Origin of the sequence: Methylocapsa sp. D3K7, assembly GCF_029855125.1 — a bacterium.
In the GTDB taxonomy this organism is placed as follows: Bacteria; Pseudomonadota; Alphaproteobacteria; order Rhizobiales; family Beijerinckiaceae; genus Methylocapsa.
Genome location: NZ_CP123229.1, coordinates 2,371,155 through 2,389,869, shown reverse-complemented (window position 1 = coordinate 2,389,869; position 18,715 = coordinate 2,371,155). Strand labels below are relative to the sequence as shown.

Genomic DNA, 18,715 nt, shown 5'->3' with positions numbered 1-18,715 from the left:
AATTAAACAGGATTCGATGAGATGGCGGCGAAGCAGTTCAATTTGATGACCGAATGGCGTCTCGATGCGCCGGTCGAGCGCGTGTGGCCTTTGCTAACGTCGATCGAGGAGTGGCCCTTGTGGTGGCGGGCCGTCAGCCAGGTCGAACTGCTGAAGGCGGGGGATGCGAACGGGCTCGGGTCCATCCACCGGATCACCTGGAAGACGGCCTTGCCGTATCAGCTGACCTTTGACACGCGGATGACCCGCATCGAACCCATGTCCATCATCGAAGGACAAGCCTCAGGCGAGCTCGACGGTCGCGGCCTTTGGACCTTGCGTCCGGACGGTGAGCGAACGCATGTTCGATATGACTGGAACGTCGAGGTCACGAAACCCTGGATGAAGATACTGGCCCCAATTCTGCGGCCGGTTTTTGTCTGGAACCATAATGTTGTGATGGGGTGGGGCGAAGAAGACATCCGGTCCAGGCTCGCGGCGGCGGCCTGAAAAATCAAACATAGCGGGTCATGCCGGGAACGCGAATTTCAAGCGATTACTAAGGAAGCCTATATTGGAGACGGCAAGCCACGACTGACTGCGATAACCGCGTCGTTCCTTCGCGCCGCTGCCGCCAAGTGCCTCGTGCGCTTCCCATGCCGTGGCGGACTGCCTGCACCACCTCGGTGCTGCCGATGTCCGATTCTGGAGACAAATTGTTAGGTCATGGAATGGTGTTTATATTGAAACGCTTTGGCTTGCTGGTCCAATCAAAAATCCCGAAAAATTGTTAAGTATTCCGTGAATTCGCAGACGACGCCAAAAGGCCGCCACCAGTCCATTCAACGAGGGCTTCGATGAGGTCGCTGTCATTGTAGGGCTTTTGAAGGAACACCACCGCGCTGCTGAACGCAGGGTGTCCGAGATCGATGTCCGCACCCGTCGAGACCACGACGGGAATGCCTAGCTCAGATAAAATTTCGATTAAGGGAGAGGCGTCTTCGTTGTTCAACAAGAGATCGACGATCGCGGCGTCAAACCGAATGCCTTCGTCAAGGACCCTCTTCGCCAAAGCGGTCGAGCCGGCTATTTTAACGGTCGCGGCGCCTGCATCCAGAAGACAGGATTCAACGCTCATCGCGATCAATACATCGTCCTCGACAAGGAGAAAAGCTCGTCCTTCCAGCGGGTGCAGAGGGATTCTTGATTTATTCTCGTGCACCCGGTCGCTGTCCAATTTTGTCGCTTGAGACGCTTCTTTAGTTGCTTTTCTCATTTACCACCAAACCTGACCGTCGGGTATCCGACATAACTCGAAATAAATGCCTAAGCCTTATGGCAATAAGGCGCGTGTGCGGTTCCGAACCAGGGCGTAGCACTCGCACGCCACCTCTTCCAGGCCCTGGCGGTCAAGCACAATGACGCGGCCCCGCCGATTCTGAATCAAACCCGCCTTTTGGAGTTGGCGTGCTACTAACGTTACGGTCGTCCGATTGACCCCGAGCATTTGCGACAGGAATTCCTGAGTCAGAGGCAGCACGTCACTCTCGACTCGATCGTGCGTCTGAAGCAGCCAGCGGGCGAGGCGGCACTCGATCGAGTGGAGAGCATTGCACGCCGCCGTTTGCTGAACCTGTGCCAAGAGAGCTTCATTGTAGCTCGCCATTAAATTCCGGAGGGGTTCACTGTTCTGAACGGCTGCGTGAAAGTGCAGACAGGAAATGCGGCAGGCCACCACTGGCGCCTGCACAACGGCCCGCGTCAAGCCCAGGCGGATGCCGAACCCGCACATGGCGCCGACCACGCCTTCCTTGCCAACCGTCGCTATCTCGATACCTCGCCCATCCGACATCACGGCAAAAAGGGAGACCATCCCCTCAAGAGGAAAATAGACAAACTCGATGGGGGTTTCCGGCTCTTGCAAGACCGTCCCCATTTTCAAGGCCATTTCCTTGAAGTGGGGAGCCAAAAGTGCATGGTCTTCAGGCGAAAGCGCCGCGAGCAGGCTGTTTTGCCTGCCCTGGCCGGACGGGTCCGATGCCATAGCTTTTCTCCCTGTCCGACCGCAAGGCCAATGACCGCAGGGATTGCGAAGGCTAACGTGCCGACAAGCGCCTCCACGGCAATTGTTCAACTACATAGAGATCGAATAAGGCAGCGTCTGGAGGGTATCTGACTTTAAGAACGAAACCTTTTTGCTCTAAGCAGGTTCGCCAGGGCAATCAAAATCATCCTCGCGGCAGCGCCAGAGGCTAATCTTCATGAAAAATTTGCGTATTCTGATCGTCGAAGACGAGCCTCTGATCTCTATGATGCTACAGTTCATGATCGAAAACATTGTCTCGGCGACGTTTGTTATCCAAACCTCTGCGGCTGCTGCAGAGAAGGCGCTCCAACAAAACCTGGACTTTGCGTTTCTGGACATTGAAGTGACGAACGGCAAGACCTTCGAAATTGCGCGGATGCTCAAAAATAAACACATCCCGTATGTCTTTGTGTCCGGTTCGCGGAAAGATGACTTGCCTCATGAACTGCAGGAATCGGCGTTCATTTCGAAGCCCTTTCATCCCGCGCAAATTGAACAAGCGTTGAAGGCGCTACCATGCTGATCTGAGATAGCGATATCGACAGGGGCACCCCCGATCAAAACTTACCAGAAAGCGAGGAAATCGAAAAAATTTCCTGGTTTCAACGCCATCTTTAACGGAGGAGCGGAACGTTTCCCACCAGGCCGGGTGACGCGACCTGGAAGCAAATTTTCACCCCGCTTGTTGATTGATATTCGCCACCGCGAGTTGACTGAGCAGCTGGTCGGTTTTCTTTTCCTCGTCTAACGTCTCCTTGAGGAGCTTGCTCGCATCCTTCATGCCGAGTTGATCCGCCCATGCGATGAGTGTGCCATAGCGCGAAATCTCATAATGTTCGACAGTCTGCGCCGCGGCAAGAATGCCCGCGTCATGAACTTGACCGTCTTCAATTTCCTCCATGACCTCCTTGGCCTCCGCCAGTATCCCGTCCATTGCCTCGCAGCGTATAGCGCGAGCGGCGGCGCCGCATTGTTCGAAAATCGTCTCGAGCCGCTCAATTTGCTGCTTTGTCTCCTCGCGATGCTTTTCGAAGGCTTGTTTGAGGTCTTTAGATCCCGCGCTCTTTGCCATCTTCGGAAGGTTTTTATAGATCTGCTTTTCGGCGTAATAGATATCCTTGAGCGTACGCAAAAACAGATCATTCATCGATTTGACGGCCATTGGACTCTCCTTAACAATTTGTCGGCCCCTGCTGGTGGCGGACACCCTCTTTTATTTGTCGATCAACGCCCTTCACCAAAGCGGTTGATCAGACCAAGCGAGTCCGCCGGACCTGCCTTTTTGAAGATCCACGTTCACCTATTGATCAAAAGACGCTTGAAATTAGCGGCGACGCGCTTTTGATAGAGAGCGAGCGTGCGTCCCGGCACCTTGCCAGGATGTCCGGTGAGGACGGTCTTTGCAGCATCGAATGTTGCGTCCGAGGCGGCTTTCATTTTTTCACCCACCATTCGCCTGCTCTCTGATTTGCCCGCCGCCCCTCCGGCACCGATCTTCACCATGCGCAAAGCAATAACGATGGGAGCGAACGCGGTCAATTTGACCGCGTTGAGAGCTATTGCTGGCAAGCCACTTTTTCCTTTTGCCATATCTTGGACCTCTAAAGTCTGCACACTTTGCCAACCTGAATGGAGACACAAAAAACATCTCGCGGGCTCAACTGCATTCCTCTGAAAAGGTTCAGCAGGCAAACTATTTTGCGCAGCTGCAGGGAAAGGTATCCAAGCGATGCCTGCAATTTCGCTACCACTTACCGAACACAAGATTGGCAAGGTCAGCGACCTTGTGATCGACAGCAGCGGCACCGTCTCGGACGCCATCATCGGCGTCTGCGGACAGGCTCTGTGGCCGAGACCTCAGGCTCGGTGAGGCGCGAGCCGAATATGGCCCGGCGAGCGCCAGCCCGACACGCCCGAAAGACGTTGTTTAAACGCCTTGATCATGTGGAACTCTTTCCCGCGCCAGAGATTAAGTCAGTCCTCAACAATGGAGAAAATGGAAGTGAAAAAAACCCTCTTGGCAGGCGCTCTGACTTTCCTTGCAGTAGCGGCTTCATCGCAAATCGCGACTGCCCAACACGCAGCAGTCACCGGCGATTTCCTGCAAACGCTCCCAAAGGATGCGCTGCTCGTTTCTAATCTTCACACAAAGGCAATCTATGATCCAAACGAGAAGAAAGTCGGCAAAGTTGAAGATCTTCTCCTCGATAGAAGCGGCAACGTCGAAGCTGTAATCATCTCGGTCGGAGGATTTCTTGGCATAGGCGACAAGGAAGTCGCTGTGCCTTTTGAAGCCATCAAGGCGACTGAAAAAGATAGTAAAATATGGCTGACGATCAATGCGACGAAGGACGCGCTCAAGTCCGCGCCGGGCGTTTCGTTCGATAAAGTCGAAGGCGTCTGGATCGTCAAAGACAAGTGACGAACGCTTAACTCTAACGCGAATGTACGTTTGAACGGAAGGGAGATGGAGCAATGTTAGCCGGGCATGTCCTTGAAGACGCACAAGCAAGGGCAATACCGCAGAGCCTGCAAAACTCCATCTCCGTTTGAAGCAGACTAAGGGGGGAACGAAACGCCTTTCAAATTGTTCAGTCCGCAGGCCAAACGCAAACACGGAGGAGCACATGAGTTGGGATATGATCGAAGGGAATTGGAAACAATTGACGGGAAAGCTCAAGGAGCAGTGGGGCAAGCTGACGGATGACGATCTCGCCCAGGTCAACGGAAAGCGTGAGCAGTTGGAAGGCAAGATTCAGGAGAAGTATGGCTACGGAAAAGATAAGACGAAGGCGGAAGTCGACGACTGGATCGCGAAAACATAAATAATTTTTGAAATGAGGGTGCCGACCTGGTCTGCACCTCGCGGGCCACTGCCCTAGACGTCTATCATGAAGTAGGATGAGCTGACCCACAGTAAGAGGAGCCGGGGCGAACCGGGCTCCTCTCGGTTCAGGCCTGATCGTCCTCCTTCGGTTTGCGGAGAACGATGCGGCCGCCTGAGACCGGAAGCAGGTCGAGCTGCAGGGTCAGGCCCTCGCCGTCCTCGTGCTCCCAGGCTGCGCCGATGCGGTTCCAGAACTTCTTTTCCCCGCGTTCTGAAACGTGCCAGGCGATCAATGCCGGGGGAATGGTTTCGCGTTGCGGCGCTTTCTTCGCGTTGTTTTTACCGTAAGCCATTGTCTTGCTCCTTCATTTCAGGGCTGACCCCATGCCAGCCGTGCCTTTCCGTGGGCGGGGCGCATAGGCCCGGACGCAAGCCCTTGTTTGGGGGAGACCTTCAGGGGGAACCGAAGAAGGGCTTGCGGTCATGAGGGCCGCGTTCCGCCAGGTTGGCACTCTAAGGCTGGCGTGCGGGGATCGAGCCCGGTGGGGGAGCGGCAAGAGGCAAGAGGCATAAGGAAGCAACGGGGAATGCCGCAATCGTTCTTGAAACCAGAATCCTTGAAGCGTCTGGCATTGAATATCAGCGGAGGATTCGTTCTGGAACCGCATCAGCGCGGCGCAAGATAGGGAACAGACGGCGAAGGGGGCCGTCTATGCCATTCAAGCAGAGTGCCCTGCCTGGTCCAGGGACCATTGCACCCGTTCCGCGATGAAGTGAGCGAACGGACCGATATCCATATCGATGCTGGCTCGATCGAGAGCGCTCAAATAGGCGTCACGATCTTCGACGCGAATGACCGTCCACGGGTAGCCGCCGGAAGCCAGCATTGCATTCATGAGAAAGCGCGCCACGCGCCCGTTGCCATCGGGGTACGGATGAATGTAACCGAACAGCCAATGTCCAAGGACGGCGCGAACGCCGGGCTCGGGTTCCTGTTCGATCAAATCGAACAGGGCCGGCATGGCATCGCGCACGGTTTCCCAACGCGGCGGTACATAGCGTGACGTTCGCAGATAGACCGGATAATTGCGATAACCGGCAAGCGCCGAAGCGGGCAGCAGACCGGCCGCGACGCAGGGCTGGAATAGTTCTCGATACCAGTCGCGATGGGCTGTGCGGACAAGTGCGCCGGAATTGGCGCCGCCGATAATCCCGGCGACGCTCGCCTTGACGGCCTGAAAGGCTTGCCAGTAACCGCGGGCGGCCAAGGCATCGCGGCTCTGGCGATCATCATCATGACGATCGGGATTCCAGCTGCCTGAACGCACTCGTTCGATCAGGTCGGGCGTGACGTGGTATCCTTCGATGGATAGTGAGTGGTAGGCGTCGCTTCTATAGATTTCATCGACGAATCGCAGATATTTGTCCTTGTTCTTCGGCAGTCCGGGAGACTTTGGAAACGCATTGATGACGGGTTCCCGCATTGTCTTCCACATCGTTTGAAGGCGACCGACAATGGGGGCTGTCGTTGCGGAGAGCGATCCAAACGTCTGTTGATGGTCAAAGGGATCGGCTTCACGGACGGTGTAACTCGCGGCTTTCATGGTCGTGATGATCTCGCCGGCGAATTCGGGGCGGCCTATGCGGCGGAACGCGCCCGCCAGCCTGCCGGCAACAACCGAGTGCCCTCCATCAAGGAGGCACCGCAGCACTTCAGATGCGTCGGACATGCTCGCGAGCGCGACTTGTGATTCGATCGGGTATCGGATGAAGAAGGCCTCCGGAACCTTGACCAAAGCGGCGGCGGGGGAAAAAAGGCGCAAGCCGTCACGGACTGTCACGTCTGCGGGGGGCGGCATGTGTGGCTGCTTCAAGTCATAAAGGGACGTGCCGAACAACAGCTTCACGATGTTGTTCGTGCCTTTGGGGCTGTAGACGATCGCCTGTGTGGGAATGACCGTGTTCTCGGCATGGAGAAGAAGCGATTGCTCCGGTGAAAGGTGCCACGAATCGCCGAAGCGGTCATTGCAGTAACGGGCACAAAATTCCCAGAACGAGGCGTACCAGGGTGTCGTGTCCCCGTCACGGGCGCCGGGGCTTGACGAGATCAGCCATCCCTTCATGACTTCCTGGACAAAGCCGTTCCGAAGCAAGCGCTCCCGATGGACGCGCGTGAGTTCCTTCGATTGAAAGACGCGTCGTCCGCCCTTTTGAAGCTCTTGAAGCGCGGAAAGCGACTCAGCCAGTTTCTCGTTTGGTGTTGGCAAGCGATCCCCCGGCATTCCAGGCTTGAGGCCCTACAAGTGGTTTCTGCGACACGCTTACAAGTATATAATGATGCACATCTACAAGTCAATGATGCTGCATTGGTACGCGTGAATTGGGCTGCGCAGATGCAAGTGTATTACGTCATAAAGACATAATATCAAATGAATACAGTGACTTTGACTCCGGCGTCCCGGCCTGCCAAGGCCGGAAACAGGGCGGGCGCGGCGGCAGGGCTTGCCCTGGGGCGCAGAAAAAAATGCGCGGCCGTCCGACCGGCCGCACCCCATTTGTTTGGGAAGGCGCGGCCGGTCAGAGGCCGGTTCGATCAAGCCGCTTTAGAGAGAGCAGCCACAGTCGTTGTCTGCGGAGGCAGCCGAAGCGGCTTCGGCAGCCAGCCGGTCCCGGCAATCTGGCGTTCGGCAAGAGCCGCCAGTTCCGGCTTTTTCAGCTTCTCCCATGCGGGGGCGCAGGGCGTTCCCTTCGCTTCGGCGATGGCGTCCAGCATGGCCTGTCTGCTGACCTTGCCGAAGAAGTTCGCAGCGGTGGGCGTAAACCACTGCCCCATGTCGAGATTCAGGGCGTTGGCGAGATCGTCGGCATGACGGAGGCTTTCGGAATCCTGTCCGCCCTGTTTCGTCTGCACGGCATCGACCGTATGGGCGGCGCAGATTGCCATCAGGGCGAGAAGTGTGTCCTGCGTCTGATCAAGACACCAGCCCCACAGATCGGCATGGTCTTCGGGCAGACGGTCCTGCCATCTGTCGCGCCTTATGATAATTGAAGCTTCGATGTTCAAAGATTCGGGGCAGACGGCCGCGTCATGGCGATCAAACGCAAAGCGTCATTTAGTCCGAAAACATTTCTCGCCAAGGTTGGCGAAGGCCGGAGCATTGGTGCTTACCACAGTGATCAGATCGTCTTTTCTCAAGGGGATCCCGCGGATTCAGTCTTCTACATCCAGAAAGGTAAGGTGAAGCTCACCGTCGTTTCGAAGCAAGGCAAGGAAGCCGTCGTCGCAATTCTGGGAACGAACGAATTCTTCGGCGAAGGCTGTCTAACCAGCCAGGTTCAGTGCATAGCGACGGTCACGGCAATGACAGACTCCGTCACGTGCGGCTGGAAAAAGCCGCCATCGTCCGCGTGCTTCATCAGGAACCAGCATTCTCTGAGATGTTCATTGCGCATCTTCTGGGCCGAACCCTCCGCGTCGAAGCGGATCTCGTCGATCAGCTGTTCAATTCGAGCGAGAAACGGCTCGCCCGGCTGCTCCTGCTGTTGGCGAACTTTGGCAAGGACGACAAACCGGAACCGATGATCGCGAAAATCAGCCAGGAGACTCTTGCGGAAATGATCGGAACGACCCGGTCTCGCGTGAGTTTCTTCATGAACAAATTCAGAAAACTGGGTTTCATTCACTACAACGGCGGCATCGCAGTCCACAGTTCCTTGTTGAATCTCGTTCTGCATGAGGAGCCGCACATCGAGACTTAAATGTGCACATTTTGCGAGCGGATGAGGCATGTGAAGACGTGGCTTTAGCCGCTTTCATTGAGATTTGAGCAAGTTATTTTGAAGTGTGAGCTATTTTGTACAGACTTGATCTTGAATTGGGGATAGCTCCTCTGTGATCGCGACAATTGGATACGATTCAGTTGCGCCCCGAGGGGCTCCTGCCTCTTTTAAGCCCCTCGCTGGTCAGAAGCGCCCGCCGATCCTCCCCGGCGGGCGCTTTCTTTTGTCCGGGGATTACCGGTACAGGACTAGGTATTAGGCTTTGCACCCTTCCCTGTCATAGCCTCCTCCCGAAGATGAAAATTCGCTCGATGTGTGCTGATTTCGCAGCGCGCGGGCATGGGGACGCGCTTTGAAGACTTTTTTGATGTGAGCAATTCTGCACAGTCTTTTTCTTAGATTTGGCGTAGTTTTAAGCGAACTCTGGTCACTATCGAAGTTTCATCAATTTCGTCAGAAAAACCGTGACCGGCTTAGAAGTTTACGAAGGAAGGCATTAGAAAATGCCGGCTCACCACAGAAGGGTGGCCATTGCGCTCATGACACGATGGTTCGAGCATGGGCAGGTTGGCGACGCATTTAACGACACAATATTTGCGATTTTCAGCAAGGACTCGCCGCTTGGTAAATTTGCGGATGGCGAAATGATTTCTTTCGATGAAGAAACTCTTTACGAGCTGGCAGACCGTGATTACGGGTTAGACGTCTGGGTACTGCTGCCAAGCCATGCGGCCAACGAAATGATAGAAAACGCGGTGCATAGCCACAGCTCACCGCCGGCAGTGGCTGCTGCAATCGCCGCGATAAGCGACTACATGCGCGAGCACATCAAATTGCTGGAGCAAACCGCCAGGCTTTTCGCTGAAGCCCAAAAACACTCAGCCGCAAACAAGATGGCCGCCGAACGGAGCCGCTGGAGAAAATCCCTCGCCAAGCTCACCGCCGCAACCCGCCCTGCGAAGCTTTATCGCCCAACGACCATTAATTTATAAAGGCATCGCCTGCAGAGTGATGGTTCGTCGGCAATTTTCTTTGCCAATGAGCCTCGTTGTTTAGCCAGGGAAAGGTGCAGACCATGACGAAGATCGGCGTTGTCATATGTGGAGGCCCGCACATCACCTCTGCCGTTCAGGGCGATCTGGACGCGAGGTCGTTTCATGCCGCCGAGGTCGCGGCCAGGCGTCCCAGGGACCAGTTAGGTTTACCTCGGTTGCTCCTTCTCAAAAAAGCCAGGAGGCTGTTTTATGTGTACATATGCAGTCACTATAGCTGCTGTATTGCTTTTAGCCTTTCCCACGTCAGCATTCTCACAGGCTGTTGAGGTTGGACCGAAAGGCTTCGAAGTGGAGGGCGCGCACACTGGCCGCTCGGCTTGGCGGCTGGAATGCAGGGAATTGCGGAAAGCTTGCCTCAATAAAGAGGAATTAGGCGAACAAGGCCAAGGCAATTGCCAGCGGTATCGCCGAATGTGCGGTCTCGACTAAGTTCGCCTCCGCCCGGCCGGGCTTCTCGCCTTTATGTCCGGTCGGCGTGCGCGTATTCTTTCAAAAGGTCATTTAACTCATCGATCCATTTCTTAATGCGGATTTTGGTCGCTTCTGTCGTGCTCCCTATGGCATTTATTTCCTTACCCATTCCACCCTCAAGCAGCTTAAGCTGCCGCTGTAGCTTGGAGCGCATTTCGATCCAATCCTCTACGAACTCATGGACTATAGCCATTATTCTACCTCCATGCTTTGCGCTTAGCATAGCATGGGATAAAGGATTGCCGCGAACGGAAGTCGACAGCCTCATATTTCAGAGTGAGACACTCCAGGTACGCATTCGGGGTACTGGGCGCCATAGCAGCTACTGCATGTGTTGACCGCCGTTGATCGCGATATTGGCACCGGTCACGAACGCCGCCTCGTCCGAGCATAGGTAGATGATAAGACCTGCAATTTCTTCGGGCTTACCGAGGCGTCCAAGCGGGATCTGTGGCAGAATCTTCGTATCGAGCACATCCTTCGGGATCGCCATGACCATCTTGGTGCCGATGTACCCAGGCGAGATGGTGTTGACGGTAACCTCTTTGCGCGCAACCTCGAGCGCCAACGCCTTGGTGAAGCCGTGCATTCCGGCCTTCGCGGCTGAATAGTTGGTTTGTCCGAATGCCCCCTTTGAGCCATTTACCGAGGATACGTTGACGACACGCCCCCAGCCGCGGTCGACCATGCCATCCATGACCTGTTTGGTCATGTTGAAGACCGAGTCGAGATTGGTGCGTATGACCAAATCCCAGTCGCCCTTACTCATTTTCTTGAACGTGGTGTCGCGGGTTATACCCGCGTTGTTGACCAGAATATCAACGGGTCCGACTTCTTCGGCAATCCGTGCGACGCACTCCTTGCAGGAATCGAAATCCGCTACGTCGACTGGGTAGGCACTGAATTCGCGACCGCTGGCCTTGTGTTCGGAGATCCAGTCCTTTGCTTTCGTATTGCTCGGCGAATGGGTGACCACAACCCGGTAGCCGGCCGCGTGCATTTTCGCGCTGATCGAATCGCCAAGCCCGCCCATTCCACCCGTGATTACTGCAACGCGCATGAATATCCTCCCTGTCTTATTGCCGAAGCCAATTAGTCATGAACTTGCGGTCAGGGCATTGTCATGTCTGGATGGGGACCGCTGATCAAGGGTTATTTTGTGGCGTTGCGTTTGATCGTGGGGAAGGTCATGTCTTCGGCCTGTCGATACGGGTCTTGACGCCATTGCCAAGTACTTGGCAGTGAGCCAGTTTGAATAAGGCCAAATGATTTTGCTCTGGCGGTGTCGCCTCTATCGTCCCATAATGCAAGGATGGGCGAGATTCATCCATTCACGGTGAGGATTGAGGCTGATCCTTTGAACGTATTGCGGTTCCGGTGGGTGGTTTGCGAGGGTAGTCAAATTCATATTCGATCCCCGCATTCTTACGCGACTCGACGCGAAGCCGATAGCGAGGCGAACGAAGTGATGCTTAAACATGCTGCAGCATGGCGGCTTATAATAACAAATGACCAAGTCCCCAAAACGCCCGCGCGACCTTAACCAATGGGCAAAGCGCATGGTCGATATTGCGACCGGTGTGGTTGAAGATCGCGAGCCAACGCCGGAGGAGCGCGGAATTGACCCCGCCGCGTCCGCCATGTGGAAAAAGGGAGGAGCAGCGCGTGCCAAATCCCTTACTGAGGCTGAGAGATCCGCGATCGCTAAGAAGGCTGCGGAGGGGCGGTGGGGAAAAGATCGGGCTGCTCTGGTGACGAAAGAGCGAGTTTAGCCGTCTCATCCAAGAACCCGTCGCGGTACCCTTGGTAGCTGATTTTCTTCATCCCTGGCTACTTGACCGCCAGTTGGGCCACAAGCCAAAATCGCCGAGACAATGCCCTCTTCTGGGCTTCAGGTACGTTTGATCTGAAGGTCCAGAATCCAACCCGAAGCGGAAGTTCGATCAACCCCAGCTATGCGCCAAGAACGAGATTTCGAAGCACGGAACCGTGCCCTCGCGCTGACGACGTATGCTGGCAGCTGATTCACTACTATCATCATCATGTCATACAAAAGGCCGCACATTCGCAAAACGCGACTGTCGAAAACAACCAGATAGCTGAGCAATGCGTGTTAGTGGCACATAGTAGATAACACTCAGTGTGGGAGAGGCTGGTATGGGCCACGATCGTCTCGGAAACGACAAATCGCGCGGTTTCTGAATGTTCAGAAAGACACAAAAGGCAAAAGTAAAATACATCTCGTCACAAGATGAGATTCCCGCCGGGCAAAAATACGTGCTCGTCATATATGGCGAGGCATACGCGGAAACAAAAAATCCCCTTGGCCTTACCATTACGGTTGCGAGCACCTCGGGTCAGCTTTCGTTCTTGACGGCTGTTCACACTGCCAAGGAAATCGCAAAACATGCGGGAATATCCGACGTTTTTGTCTGCACCGCCATGATACGAGAGCCTAACCCCACCCCCAGCGGCATGTTCGCTTACGTTCCCGCCCATGACGAACTTAGCTCGAATGTAGTCGGCTTGGATGTCTACAACAAGGACAAGCAAAACATCGGCACGATCAAGGATATCGCCTTAGACGCAAACGGCCTAAAGGGCTATATTGTCAGCGTGGGAGATTTTCTCGGGATGGGCGAGCACTATGTCGTCGTGCACCCGTCGGCAATCAGCTTAAATGCCAAGGAGAACAAATGGCATGCCACAATGAACGCAAACGCTGATCAGCTTAAGGCTGCCCCAGAATACAAATACTCTATCGAATCCTGATCAATCCCACCAAGTTCAGACTGGCCTAGAGTGCGCCGCTTCTATTCAAAAGCATTTGAAGGGTATTGGCATTCGAACATGGAGTGAATTAGTCGCTGGGGAGTGAGTTTGACGTGCCACGAGATCTGTTACGTTTTCAATATGCCAACGTGACGGAATCTTTGACGACGCTTTCGAGGAAACTGCAGCCGCGTATCATTCCTTCTGATCTTGGATCTCATGCGAGAAAGTGGTCAATTTTGACCAGACGCCGCATACACTCATGTTTAATGTGGATGATGCCATGCGTCGTCTAATCCCGTGCGTCGCATAATCTCCCCTTTATAACATTCGGTCCAGAACTCCGGCTAGCAAACACTGGCTGGGGTCTTTTTTGGTGCTCTTCCGCGAAGGGTCTCAGCTTTCTGAAAGAACTCCATCTCAAGGACATCTCATCATGCTGGATAAGCCGAAGGCGTCCCTGGCGCCTATAACGCCCCGGGATATTCCGCCACCGGAGGCGCCGTCGCCACCGAAACTGAGCACGGAAGCCAATCTCGATCGCATGCTGCACGCCTCGCAGAGCCGCTTTACTGCTGGGCGATCGCCCAGCACTCTCGGTCTTGCATTCTCGGATTGGGCCGTACACGCAATGAACGCGCCGTTCCAGACAGCGGCGCTGGCGCGCACGGCACTGGCGCAATGTCAACGCCTAGCGCACACCGCGATGGGAGGAGGTAAAGCCATCGCACCGTTGCCGGGTGACCGCCGATTCGCGCATCCCGCGTGGCAGCAGCGTCCCTACGACCTGCTCACTCAGGCGGTGCTGCTCGGTGAGGAATGGTGGGACAGTGTCGTGCGCAGTCCGGGCGGAGTTGACCCGCATAATCAACGCATCGTCGCCTTCACCGTGCGGCAATGGCTCGATCTGATGTCGCCGTCCAACGTCCCCTGGCTCAACCCGGAGGTGATCGAGGCCACCCGCAACACTGGCGGAGCCAATCTCGCAGCCGGGATGCGTAACTTGCTGCGCGACCAAGCAGCGGCACACGGCGGCGCGGTCACCAGTAGCTTCACGGTTGGGGGCAACCTTGCCGCCACGCCAGGCAAGGTCGTGTTCCGCAATGCATTGATCGAGCTGATTCAGTATGCGCCGACGACCGCAACAGTCGGCGTGGAGCCGGTTCTGATCGTACCCGCCTGGATCATGAAATACTATATCCTCGACCTCTCCCCCGGCAATTCGCTGATCCGCTGGCTGGTGGCGCAGGGGCGCACCGTGTTCGCGATCTCCTGGCGCAATCCTGGCGAGGAGATGCGCGACACATCGCTCGATGATTACCGCGCGCTAGGCGTGACCGCAGCGATCGACGCGGTGCAGGCGATCTGCGGTGATGCGAAGATCCACGCCACGGGCTATTGCCTCGGCGGCACGTTGTTGACCATCGCCGCCGCCGCAATGGCACGTGACAACGACGACCGCCTCGCCAGTCTGTCGCTGTTCGCCGCCCAGACCGACTTCACCGAGGCCGGTGAGCTGCAACTGTTTATCACCGAGGACCAGCTCGATTTTCTCAATGAGATGATGCAGACACAAGGATATCTGAGCAGCGCGCAGATGGGCGGCGCGTTCCAGATGTTGCGTTCCAACGACCTCATCTGGTCGCACGCGATCCGCGACTACTTGCTTGGCGAGCACGAGGTGCCGTTCGACCTGATGGCCTGGAATGCCGACGGCACGCGCCTGCCGGCCCGCATGCACATCGAGTATCTGCGGGGATTGTTCCTCCACAACGATCTCGCGGAGGGTCGTTTCCACGTCGCAGGCCGCCCGCTAGCCATGGATGACATTAGACTGCCGATGTTCGTAGTGAGCACTGAGCGCGACCACATCGCGCCCTGGCATTCGGTGTTCAAACTGCACCTTCTGAACGATGGTGAGTTGACCTTTGTGCTAACTTCCGGTGGCCACAACGCAGGCATTGTCAGCGAACCCGGCCACCCGCACCGCCACTTCCGCATCCGCGTTCGTGGCGCTGGCACCCGCACACTTGGTCCGGATGAATGGGAACGCGACACGGTTCCTCAGGACGGGTCCTGGTGGCTGGAGTGGAGCAAATGGCTCGACCGGCACTCTGGCCCGCGCGTCGATCCTCCGCCGATGGGCGCGCCCGGCTTGCTGCCGCTCTGCGACGCCCCAGGAACCTATGTACGCGAAGGATAACCGCGATGTTGGACAAAGCCGCTGACGCTTACATCGAGAACCGGACCTTCGACGAACTGACGCTCGGCGAGACGGCCAGCTCGTCGCACACCGTAACACAGCGCGACATCGACCTCTTCGCGACCGTCACAGGCGACGTGAACCCTGCGCATGTCGATCCCGCCTACGCCGAAACGGACATGTTCCACCATATCATCATCCAAGGCATGTGGGGGGCGGGGCTGATTTCCGCCGTACTCGGCACCAAGCTGCCGGGTCCGGGGACGATCTATCTCGGCCAGAATCTGCGCTTCCGCCGTCCGGTTTCTATTGGCGACACCATCACTGCGACAGTGACGGTGCGCGAGAAGAAGCCGGAAAAAGGTGACGTAACGCTTGACTGCGTGTGCGCCAACCAGCACGGCGAATCCGTAATCACCGGGACCGCCTTCACGCGGGCGCCAAACGTGAAGGTTCGACGTAAGCGTGTCACGCTGCCCTATGTGCGGGTTGGCCGTCACGATGGCACGACCGCTATCCTGGCCCGCGCCGCTGGCGGTGCCCCGGTGGTGACGGCGGTTGTGCATCCGGTCGATACCGCCTCGTTGCTGGCCGCCCTCGACGCGGCAAGGGCGGGGCTGATCGTGCCGATCCTGATCGGGCCGGCGGCACGCATCCAGGAGGTCGCCACGGCGGCAGGGGTGGACATTTCCGCTGTCCGCCTGATTGATGCACATGACGGCAGCGCCGCTGCGGCCCAAGCGGTCGCGCTTGCCCGCTCCGGCGAAGTCGCACTGCTGATGAAGGGCGATCTGCACACCCAGGAGCTGATGCATGAGGTCGTCGCTTCGCAGACCGGCCTGCGCACGGCGCGGCATATCAGTCATGCCTATCTGATGGACATCCCGGACTATCCACGACCCTTGCTGCTGACGGACGTAGCCATCAACATTGCGCCGACGCTGAGAGAGAAGGTCGGCATCGTGCAGAACGCGATCGACTTCGCTCATGTCATGGGCATTACGCAACCCCGCGTGGCCATTCTCGCCGCGGTGGAGACCGTCAGCGACCGGCTGCCCTCGACGCTCGATGCCGCGGCGCTGTGCAAGATGGCCGAGCGTGGGCAGATCACCGGAGGCCTGCTGGATGGCCCGCTCGGCTTTGACAACGCGATCAATGAGGCGGCCGCTGCAGAGAAGCGCATCGTCTCGCAAGTTGCCGGCCGGGCGGACATTCTGGTGGTTCCCGATCTCGAAGCTGGCAATATGCTGGCCAAGCAGCTCACCTTTCTCTCCGGGGCGGAGGCAGCCGGCGTGGTGCTGGGCGCTCGTGTGCCGATCATCCTGAGCAGCCGCGCCGACAGCGCGAGCACCCGCCTGGCGTCCTGCGCGTTGGGGGTGCTGCTGGCTCGGGTAGGCCGTGGATGAGCGTGACTGGATCAATCCTCACGTTGAACGCCGGTTCGTCCAGCCTGAAATTCGCGATATTCGACGGCACCACCAGCTTAGAAGCCACCGCACGCGGTGAGATCGAGGATTTAGATGCAGCGCCTCACCTTCTCGCGCGTGACGCCGCCGGTTCCCTATTGGCCGAGAGACACTGGCCGGCAGGTACCACGCTTCCGTTCGCCGTCGCCCTCGACACATTGCTGGAATTTGCCGACACTCATATTGGTCGCGATGGGCTAGCCGCTGTCGGCCACCGTGTCGTTCACGGCGGTGCGGACCATATCGCCCCCGAAGTCGTCACACCCGCGCTACTGGCGGCACTTGAGGCCCTGACGCCGCTCGATCCACTGCATATGCCCGACAACCTCGCTCCGATGCATGCGATCGCCGCCGCCCGGCCATCGCTCAAGCAGGTCGCCTGTTTTGACACCGCGTTCCACCACACACTGCCGCCGGTGGCTGCGCGATTCGCCCTTCCGCGAGCAGTGTCGGCGGCAGGCGTTCGCCGCTACGGCTTTCACGGCCTGTCTTACGAATACATCGCTAGCTGTCTGATGCAGCGGTCTCCTGCCCTGGCGCGAGGCCGTGTGATCGCCGCGCATCTCGGCTCCGGCGCCAGCCTCTGTGCGCTCAAGGACGGCGTCAGTATCGCCACGACCACTGGCTTCAGTGCGCTTGACGGGCTGGTCATGGCAACCCGCTGTGGCAGCCTTGATCCCGGCGTGATTCTCTATCTTGGCCGCCAGGGGCACAGTTTCGCCGATATCGAAGACATGCTCTACCACCGATCCGGTCTGCTCGGCGTATCCGGCATCAGCGGCGACGTCCGCGTTTTGCTCGCAAGCAACAATCCGCACGCGCGCGACGCGATCGAACTGTTCACCTATCGCATTGCCATTGAAGCAGGCGCGCTGGTCAGTGCGTTGGGTGGGCTGGACGGTCTGGTCTTCACCGCCGGCATCGGCGAGCATTCACCTGAGATCCGGGCGTCCGTATGCGCTCGCCTATCCTGGCTTGGCCTTCGCCTAGACAGTGCCGCCAATGCGGCCGGCACCTCTCATATCAGCACTCCGAACAGTACAGTCGAAGTACGAGTCATCGCGACGGATGAGGAAGTGATGATCGCACGCCACACGCAGACGACCCTTAACGACCAAGAACATAACTGACAGGAGTCATCTTTGATGCATCTTCCCCTTGCAACCAGCCTGGCCGGCAAGCGCGGGCTCGTCGTCGGCATTGCCAATGAGGCCAGCATCGCCGCTGGCTGTGCGCGCGCGTTCTTCGCTGCAGGCGCCAACCTCGCGGCAACCTACCTGAACGACAAAGCGCTGCCGTATGTCCGTCCGGTCACCGACTCCCTGGGCTGCAAATTGCTGCTGCCCTGCGATGTGCGCATCCCTGGTCAATTGGATGCGGTATTCGAGCGGATACGCACAGAATGGGGCCAATTGGACTTTCTGTTGCATGCCATCGCTTTCGCACCCGCAGACGATCTGCACGGCCGCGTGGTGGATTGCACTGCCGCAGGGTTCGCTCTGGCCATGGACGTGTCCTGCCATTCCTTCCTACGCATGGTGCATTTGGCCGAGCCGCTGATGACGGCTGGAGGCTCGTTGCTGACTGTGACTTTCTATGGTTCGGAACGAGTGGTCGCGCATTACAACCTGATGGGTCCGGTGAAGGCGGCGCTGGAAAGCGCGGTGCGCTACACGGCCGCCGAACTAGGACCAAAAGGGATCCGCGCCAACGCGATCTCTCCTGGGGCTATCCGTACCCGAGCCGCTAGCGGGATCGACCGCTTCGATGAACTGCTGGCGGCGGAGGCCGCCGCTGCTCCCGAGCACCAGTTGGTGGACGTCGATGACGTCGGCGCTCTGGCTGCGTTCTTGGTCAGCGATGGCGCACGCCGCATCACCGGCACGATCATTCCCGTGGATGGCGGGCAACACGCGATCGCATAAGAGGAGTCTCAATGCGCCGTTTGACGACGACGCTGCCTCGGGCTGCTCCATAGGCCCCGCACCAACAAACCCTTGCCGCCGGAAGTCGTGTCCTGTGCTGGCCGCAACCATTCAGAGCAAGGTCGCTGGGCAAGCACGGCCCTACGAAGTC

General features: G+C 57.3%; 20 protein-coding genes and 1 pseudogene. 12 read left to right on the top strand and 9 right to left on the bottom strand.

The genetic code is table 11. The features are described 5' to 3' along the window. Positions 1–21 precede the first annotated feature (21 nt). Positions 22–489 carry an SRPBCC family protein gene (locus QEV83_RS11115; RefSeq protein WP_280127806.1) on the top strand — a complete coding sequence of 156 codons (468 nt, stop codon included), beginning with the start codon at positions 22–24 and terminating at the stop codon, positions 487–489. A 280-nt stretch (positions 490–769) separates the two neighbouring features. On the opposite strand, the gene QEV83_RS11110 is transcribed toward QEV83_RS11115, so the two are convergent. Further along, the gene (locus tag QEV83_RS11110) at positions 770–1,255 is read right to left on the bottom strand and encodes a response regulator (protein ID WP_280127805.1); all 486 of its coding nucleotides are present in this window, start codon (positions 1,253–1,255) and stop codon (positions 770–772) included. A gap of 57 nt (positions 1,256–1,312) precedes the next feature. Beyond that, a complete protein-coding gene (locus QEV83_RS11105) occupies positions 1,313–2,023 on the bottom strand; it encodes a Crp/Fnr family transcriptional regulator (protein ID WP_280127804.1) in 711 nt (236 codons plus the stop codon). Positions 2,024–2,240: 217 nt separating this feature from the next. Here QEV83_RS11105 and QEV83_RS11100 point away from each other — a divergent pair, with 217 nt between their 5' ends. Then, a complete protein-coding gene (locus QEV83_RS11100) occupies positions 2,241–2,588 on the top strand; it encodes a response regulator (RefSeq protein ID WP_280127803.1) in 348 nt (115 codons plus the stop codon). Between the two features lie 150 nt (positions 2,589–2,738). Here the strand turns inward: QEV83_RS11100 and QEV83_RS11095 are convergent, their stop codons facing one another. Then, the gene (locus QEV83_RS11095) at positions 2,739–3,227 is read right to left on the bottom strand and encodes a ferritin-like domain-containing protein (RefSeq protein ID WP_280127802.1); all 489 of its coding nucleotides are present in this window, start codon (positions 3,225–3,227) and stop codon (positions 2,739–2,741) included. A 134-nt stretch (positions 3,228–3,361) separates the two neighbouring features. Then, positions 3,362–3,889, bottom strand: coding sequence for a hypothetical protein (locus QEV83_RS11090; RefSeq protein WP_280127801.1), 528 nt, complete (start codon positions 3,887–3,889; stop codon positions 3,362–3,364). Between the two features lie 172 nt (positions 3,890–4,061). Between QEV83_RS11090 and QEV83_RS11085 the strand changes: the two genes are divergently transcribed. Together QEV83_RS11085 and QEV83_RS11080 are read left to right on the top strand one after the other, a co-directional pair. Then, positions 4,062–4,487, top strand: coding sequence for a PRC-barrel domain-containing protein (locus tag QEV83_RS11085; protein ID WP_280127800.1), 426 nt, complete (start codon positions 4,062–4,064; stop codon positions 4,485–4,487). 205 nt (positions 4,488–4,692) lie between these two features. After that, entirely contained in the window at positions 4,693–4,890 is a 198-nt protein-coding gene (locus QEV83_RS11080; protein WP_280127799.1) for a CsbD family protein, read from the top strand. Positions 4,891–5,017: 127 nt separating this feature from the next. Here QEV83_RS11080 and QEV83_RS11075 read toward each other — a convergent pair whose 3' ends face one another. The 3 genes from QEV83_RS11075 to QEV83_RS11065 all read right to left on the bottom strand — a co-directional run bounded on the left by QEV83_RS11075 (position 5,018) and on the right by QEV83_RS11065 (position 7,956). Then, on the bottom strand, positions 5,018–5,245 hold the full coding sequence (locus tag QEV83_RS11075) for a hypothetical protein (protein ID WP_280127798.1): 228 nt from the start codon (positions 5,243–5,245) through the stop codon (positions 5,018–5,020). A 366-nt stretch (positions 5,246–5,611) separates the two neighbouring features. After that, positions 5,612–7,159 carry a Fic family protein gene (locus tag QEV83_RS11070; protein ID WP_280127797.1) on the bottom strand — a complete coding sequence of 516 codons (1,548 nt, stop codon included), beginning with the start codon at positions 7,157–7,159 and terminating at the stop codon, positions 5,612–5,614. A gap of 326 nt (positions 7,160–7,485) precedes the next feature. Further along, on the bottom strand, positions 7,486–7,956 hold the full coding sequence (locus QEV83_RS11065; protein WP_280127796.1) for a hypothetical protein: 471 nt from the start codon (positions 7,954–7,956) through the stop codon (positions 7,486–7,488). A 24-nt stretch (positions 7,957–7,980) separates the two neighbouring features. On the opposite strand from QEV83_RS11065, the pseudogene QEV83_RS11060 reads away from it, so the two are divergent. Together QEV83_RS11060 and QEV83_RS11055 are read left to right on the top strand one after the other, a co-directional pair. Continuing rightward, a pseudogene (locus tag QEV83_RS11060) lies at positions 7,981–8,651 on the top strand (Crp/Fnr family transcriptional regulator). A 524-nt stretch (positions 8,652–9,175) separates the two neighbouring features. Further along, on the top strand, positions 9,176–9,664 hold the full coding sequence (locus QEV83_RS11055) for a hypothetical protein (protein WP_280127795.1): 489 nt from the start codon (positions 9,176–9,178) through the stop codon (positions 9,662–9,664). Positions 9,665–10,187: 523 nt separating this feature from the next. Here the strand turns inward: QEV83_RS11055 and QEV83_RS11045 are convergent. Both QEV83_RS11045 and phbB read right to left on the bottom strand, forming a co-directional pair. Beyond that, complete coding sequence (locus QEV83_RS11045) at positions 10,188–10,391, bottom strand: hypothetical protein (RefSeq protein WP_280127793.1); 204 nt, start codon at positions 10,389–10,391, stop codon at positions 10,188–10,190. 129 nt (positions 10,392–10,520) lie between these two features. Beyond that, positions 10,521–11,258: an acetoacetyl-CoA reductase gene (gene phbB / locus QEV83_RS11040; protein WP_280127792.1), complete on the bottom strand. Its 738-nt coding sequence runs from the start codon at positions 11,256–11,258 to the stop codon at positions 10,521–10,523. 448 nt (positions 11,259–11,706) lie between these two features. Between phbB and QEV83_RS11035 the strand changes: the two genes are divergently transcribed. From QEV83_RS11035 to fabI, 6 genes are all read left to right on the top strand, one after another. Then, the gene (locus QEV83_RS11035) at positions 11,707–11,970 is read left to right on the top strand and encodes a hypothetical protein (RefSeq protein ID WP_280127791.1); all 264 of its coding nucleotides are present in this window, start codon (positions 11,707–11,709) and stop codon (positions 11,968–11,970) included. Between the two features lie 430 nt (positions 11,971–12,400). After that, complete coding sequence (locus QEV83_RS11030) at positions 12,401–12,970, top strand: PRC-barrel domain-containing protein (RefSeq protein ID WP_280127790.1); 570 nt, start codon at positions 12,401–12,403, stop codon at positions 12,968–12,970. Between the two features lie 436 nt (positions 12,971–13,406). Continuing rightward, positions 13,407–15,173: an alpha/beta fold hydrolase gene (locus QEV83_RS11025; RefSeq protein WP_280127789.1), complete on the top strand. Its 1,767-nt coding sequence runs from the start codon at positions 13,407–13,409 to the stop codon at positions 15,171–15,173. A gap of 5 nt (positions 15,174–15,178) precedes the next feature. Further along, positions 15,179–16,579 (top strand): bifunctional enoyl-CoA hydratase/phosphate acetyltransferase, encoded by a 1,401-nt coding sequence (locus QEV83_RS11020; RefSeq protein ID WP_280127788.1) that lies wholly within the window; start codon positions 15,179–15,181, stop codon positions 16,577–16,579. Then, entirely contained in the window at positions 16,576–17,769 is a 1,194-nt protein-coding gene (locus QEV83_RS11015; RefSeq protein ID WP_348273217.1) for an acetate/propionate family kinase, read from the top strand. Before QEV83_RS11020 ends, QEV83_RS11015 begins: the two co-directional genes overlap by 4 nt. Before the next feature lie 15 nt (positions 17,770–17,784). Then, a complete protein-coding gene (gene fabI, locus QEV83_RS11010) occupies positions 17,785–18,564 on the top strand; it encodes an enoyl-ACP reductase FabI (RefSeq protein ID WP_280127786.1) in 780 nt (259 codons plus the stop codon). The last annotated feature ends 151 nt before the right edge of the window (positions 18,565–18,715 follow it).

Coding starts and splice junctions, on each gene's coding strand:
- QEV83_RS11045 (WP_280127793.1), bottom strand. CDS start 10,391: ATGGCTATAGTCCATGAGTTCGTAGAGGATTGGATCGAAATGCGCTCC.
- QEV83_RS11095 (WP_280127802.1), bottom strand. CDS start 3,227: ATGGCCGTCAAATCGATGAATGATCTGTTTTTGCGTACGCTCAAGGAT.
- QEV83_RS11075 (WP_280127798.1), bottom strand. CDS start 5,245: ATGGCTTACGGTAAAAACAACGCGAAGAAAGCGCCGCAACGCGAAACC.
- QEV83_RS11090 (WP_280127801.1), bottom strand. CDS start 3,889: ATGATGGCGTCCGAGACGGTGCCGCTGCTGTCGATCACAAGGTCGCTG.
- QEV83_RS11085 (WP_280127800.1), top strand. CDS start 4,062: ATGGAAGTGAAAAAAACCCTCTTGGCAGGCGCTCTGACTTTCCTTGCA.
- QEV83_RS11110 (WP_280127805.1), bottom strand. CDS start 1,255: ATGAGAAAAGCAACTAAAGAAGCGTCTCAAGCGACAAAATTGGACAGC.
- QEV83_RS11100 (WP_280127803.1), top strand. CDS start 2,241: ATGAAAAATTTGCGTATTCTGATCGTCGAAGACGAGCCTCTGATCTCT.
- phbB (WP_280127792.1), bottom strand. CDS start 11,258: ATGCGCGTTGCAGTAATCACGGGTGGAATGGGCGGGCTTGGCGATTCG.
- QEV83_RS11030 (WP_280127790.1), top strand. CDS start 12,401: ATGTTCAGAAAGACACAAAAGGCAAAAGTAAAATACATCTCGTCACAA.
- QEV83_RS11015 (WP_348273217.1), top strand. CDS start 16,576: ATGAGCGTGACTGGATCAATCCTCACGTTGAACGCCGGTTCGTCCAGC.
- QEV83_RS11055 (WP_280127795.1), top strand. CDS start 9,176: ATGCCGGCTCACCACAGAAGGGTGGCCATTGCGCTCATGACACGATGG.
- QEV83_RS11020 (WP_280127788.1), top strand. CDS start 15,179: ATGTTGGACAAAGCCGCTGACGCTTACATCGAGAACCGGACCTTCGAC.
- QEV83_RS11080 (WP_280127799.1), top strand. CDS start 4,693: ATGAGTTGGGATATGATCGAAGGGAATTGGAAACAATTGACGGGAAAG.
- fabI (WP_280127786.1), top strand. CDS start 17,785: ATGCATCTTCCCCTTGCAACCAGCCTGGCCGGCAAGCGCGGGCTCGTC.
- QEV83_RS11035 (WP_280127791.1), top strand. CDS start 11,707: ATGACCAAGTCCCCAAAACGCCCGCGCGACCTTAACCAATGGGCAAAG.
- QEV83_RS11105 (WP_280127804.1), bottom strand. CDS start 2,023: ATGGCATCGGACCCGTCCGGCCAGGGCAGGCAAAACAGCCTGCTCGCG.
- QEV83_RS11115 (WP_280127806.1), top strand. CDS start 22: ATGGCGGCGAAGCAGTTCAATTTGATGACCGAATGGCGTCTCGATGCG.
- QEV83_RS11025 (WP_280127789.1), top strand. CDS start 13,407: ATGCTGGATAAGCCGAAGGCGTCCCTGGCGCCTATAACGCCCCGGGAT.